The organism is Pricia sp. (genome assembly GCF_041745955.1).
Taxonomy (GTDB): Bacteria; Bacteroidota; Bacteroidia; order Flavobacteriales; family Flavobacteriaceae; genus Pricia.
In genome coordinates this window covers 1-3,419 of sequence record NZ_JBGTHY010000016.1, presented here as the reverse complement: position 1 = coordinate 3,419, position 3,419 = coordinate 1, and the positions used below count along the sequence as shown (strand labels likewise).

Annotated in this window: 2 protein-coding genes; both read right to left on the bottom strand. The window is 48.6% G+C overall.

Annotated elements, in window-relative coordinates; all coding sequences use genetic code 11:
• Positions 1 to 62 precede the first annotated feature (62 nt).
• Positions 63 to 1,796: a DUF885 family protein gene (locus ACEW8S_RS00580; protein WP_373516251.1), complete on the bottom strand. Its 1,734-nt coding sequence runs from the start codon at positions 1,794 to 1,796 to the stop codon at positions 63 to 65.
• A 4-nt stretch (positions 1,797 to 1,800) separates the two neighbouring features.
• Positions 1,801 to 3,384 (bottom strand): aldehyde dehydrogenase (NADP(+)), encoded by a 1,584-nt coding sequence (locus ACEW8S_RS00575; RefSeq protein WP_373516250.1) that lies wholly within the window; start codon positions 3,382 to 3,384, stop codon positions 1,801 to 1,803.
• Positions 3,385 to 3,419: the final 35 nt, after the last annotated feature.

Genomic DNA, 3,419 nt, shown 5'->3' with positions numbered 1-3,419 from the left:
TGGTCTTAACGCTGTCTTTGGCTGTAAAGACGTGTTTGGTTTAACCGTCTGGTCCTTGGTGCTCATTTTACAGATTCGATATAGGCATCAATACGACGCTCCAAAATCGGCAAGGTTACTGTGCCCTGCTCTAAAATAATTTCATGGAACTGCCGAATATCGAACTTTGAACCGAGCTTTTCCTTGGCTTTTTCACGGAGCTCCCGTATCTTCAGTTCCCCTATTTTATAGGATATCGCCTGTCCGGGCCATGCAATATAGCGATCGGTCTCTGTGTTTACCTCGTGCTCGGAAAGTGCGGTATTCGAGAGCATAAAGTCAACGACCTGGTGCCTGGTCCAGCCTTTGGCATGAATACCGGTATCGACCACCAGGCGACAGGCACGCCACATCTCGTACGTAAGTTTTCCGAATTGCTCGTAAGGGGTCGTATATATGCCCATATCGTTCGCCAAAAACTCGGTATAGAGCGCCCAGCCTTCGCCATAAGCGGACAGGTACAGATTTTTACGGAATTTGGGAATGCTATCGCCCAATTCCCGGTTCAGCGATCCTTGCAGGTGATGACCGGGCACGGCTTCGTGGGCGGTAAGTGCGGGCAACGCGTACAACGCACGGCTATCTAATTTATAGGTATTCACCAAATAATATCCGGGCTCCGTTTCACTGGATGGTCCGGAATATCGGCCCGAAGTATATTTAGGGGCAATCGCATCGGCAACCTTTTTTATGCCGTAAGGCCTTCTGGGCAAGGTCTTGAAATATTTGGGAAGTTCGGCATCGATACGCTTGGCGATATCGCGCGCCTCCTTCAGAAGGGCCTCGCCAGTAGTAGCATAGAATTGCTTGTCGGCTCTTAGAAATCCTAGAAAATCGGCAAAACTGCCCTTGAAACCGACTTCCTTAATTATATCCTCCATTTCGGATTTTATCCGCGCCACTTCCTTCAATCCTATGTTGTGGATTTCGTCGGCCATATACTCCGAAGTGGTCGTGTAGTAATTGATTCGATTCTGATAGAATGCCGCACCGTTGGGCGTCTCGGAAACCCCAAGGCTCTCGCGGGTCTTGGGAATATATTCTTCTTCAAAGAATCTTTTGATTTTTTTAAAGGATGGGACAACGCTTTGTTGGATGGCCATTTTACCGGCCTTTACAACAGAATCTTTTTGGGATTCATCCAAAGCATCCGGAAGTTTTTTAAAAGGCCCGTAAAAAGCACTTTTTTCAACATCGGATACAATATGCTCGTTATAGGTGGACTCATATCCCTTAAAAATTATCTTGGGTTGGGATATTCCCTTTTTAAGACCTTCCCGTATAAAAACCAATTGCTGATCGACATAGTGGGGAATATCGTTCAGTACGACCAGATACTCCTTGGCATCGGTATAATTTAGGATGGGTTTGATACGATAATTCAAGTTTAAATGAAAGCCCTGATCGGCCTGAATGGTATTCAGGTGCATTTCATATTGGTATTCATCCATCCTATTTTGAAGGACGAATCGCAATAGTTCCAAAGAAATCGTTTCGGTTTCGGAAAGGGCGTCGACGGATATGGAATCCAGCCGTTGAAGCTGTTTTTCGGCAAATTCAGCCTTTTTTCGCTCCAAATCCCCCTCATATCGTCCTAAAGGATGGGCTTTTTCGTCATAGGGTTCAAAATCCTCCACCGTTTTGACAATGGCATCGAGATGTTGGGATGCGTTCTTGCCTTCCTGTGCATAAAATGACATCGTCAGGAAGGCAAGGCAAAAAAAGGGAAGCATTTTTTTTAGGGTACGTATTCCCATACGCTTAAATTTTAGCAGCGGTATGTTTTCCATCGACCAACCTGAAAATACCTAACGGATTTTCATCTTTCAAAGCATCGGGCAACGAAGCTGCCGGCCAGTTTTGGAAAGCAACGGGTCGCACCCATCTTCTGGCGGCGGATGTCCCCACCGAGGTGAAACGGCTGTCGGTAGAAGCGGGAAACGGCCCGCCATGCTGCATGGACGGGCACACCTCGACCCCGGTCGGAACACCGTTAAAAATGATGCGCCCTACCCTACCCTGCAAGGCATCGACGATATTATCGTACTTTTTGATCTCTTCGGCATTGCCCAAAATCGTGCCGGTGAGCTGCCCTTCCAATTTGTTCAATACCTGTTCAAGTTCGGCCGCATCGGTACAGCGGACCACGATGGAAAAAGGACCGAAAACCTCTTGGTGCAACTTCGGATTTTTCAAAAAATTCGATCCGTTTACGGTCAGCACTTTTTGTTGGGCCACGTTGGGGGCAACATCGGATTCATAGGCGGCCACTACATTGGTACCGCCCTGTCCGGAAAGTTCCTTTTTTCCCCTTTCATAGTTTTTGTGGATGTTCGGATGCAGCATACAAGTGGGTTCCAGCTTCTCGATTTCCGTTCCCAAGGTGTCTATAAAACCATCCAAAGTTGTACTTTTTATCCCTAAGATCAATCCCGGATTGGTACAGAACTGTCCTCCGCCCAACATGATCGAGCCGGCATACTGCTTGGCCCAATCGCCGCTCTTATCCGTCAAGGCGGAAGGCAGGGCGACAACGGGATTGATACTGCCCATCTCGGCAAAAACGGGAATGGGTTCTTTACGTTCGTTGGCCAATTTATAGAGGGCGGTACCGCCTTTGATACTTCCCGTAAATCCGACGCCCTTGATCTTTGGATGTAAAACCAATTGCTGGCCGACGTCAATACCGCTACTGTTCAAATTGGAAAACACCCCATCGGGCATGCCCGTCCGCTCTGCGGCCTTGATAACGGCCGAAGCAATCAGTTCCCCCGTACCGGAATGCATGGGGTGGCTCTTTACGATAACCGGGCAGCCGGCGGCCAAGGCACTGGCCGTATCGCCACCGGCCGTAGAAAAAGCAAAGGGGAAATTACTGGCCCCGAACACGGCAATCGGCCCGATCGGCAAAAGTATTTTACGAATATCCGTTTTCGGCATCGGCTCTCGATCGGGCTGTGCCGTATCGATGGTCGCCTCGACCCAAGAACCTTCTTTAAGCAAGGTGGCAAAGGCCCTTAACTGGCCCATGGTTCGGCCACGTTCGCCTTTGGCGCGGCCTTCGGGCAAACCGGATTCTTTGGTATAGGCTTCAATAACAGGGTCGCCCAAAGCTTCGATCTCTTCGGCGATGGCTATTAGAAATTCCGCCTTTTTCTCCCCGGAAAAGGTTTTGTACCCCTGAAAAGCTTCGTAGGCCTTATCAACGGCGGTATCGATTTCTTCCTTCGTCGCCTCATGAAACGTCCACTCCGTATCGGAGTTCAGTTGGGGATTGAAAGTGGTGTAGGTATTACTTCCTTTGGAGGAGAGTTCTTTTCCGATATAGTTTTTTCCGGTAATCATGTAGGTGTTCTTATTTTAGGTTCTTCGCTAAGATA

Coding starts and splice junctions, on each gene's coding strand:
- ACEW8S_RS00580 (WP_373516251.1), bottom strand. CDS start 1,796: ATGGGAATACGTACCCTAAAAAAAATGCTTCCCTTTTTTTGCCTTGCC.
- ACEW8S_RS00575 (WP_373516250.1), bottom strand. CDS start 3,384: ATGATTACCGGAAAAAACTATATCGGAAAAGAACTCTCCTCCAAAGGA.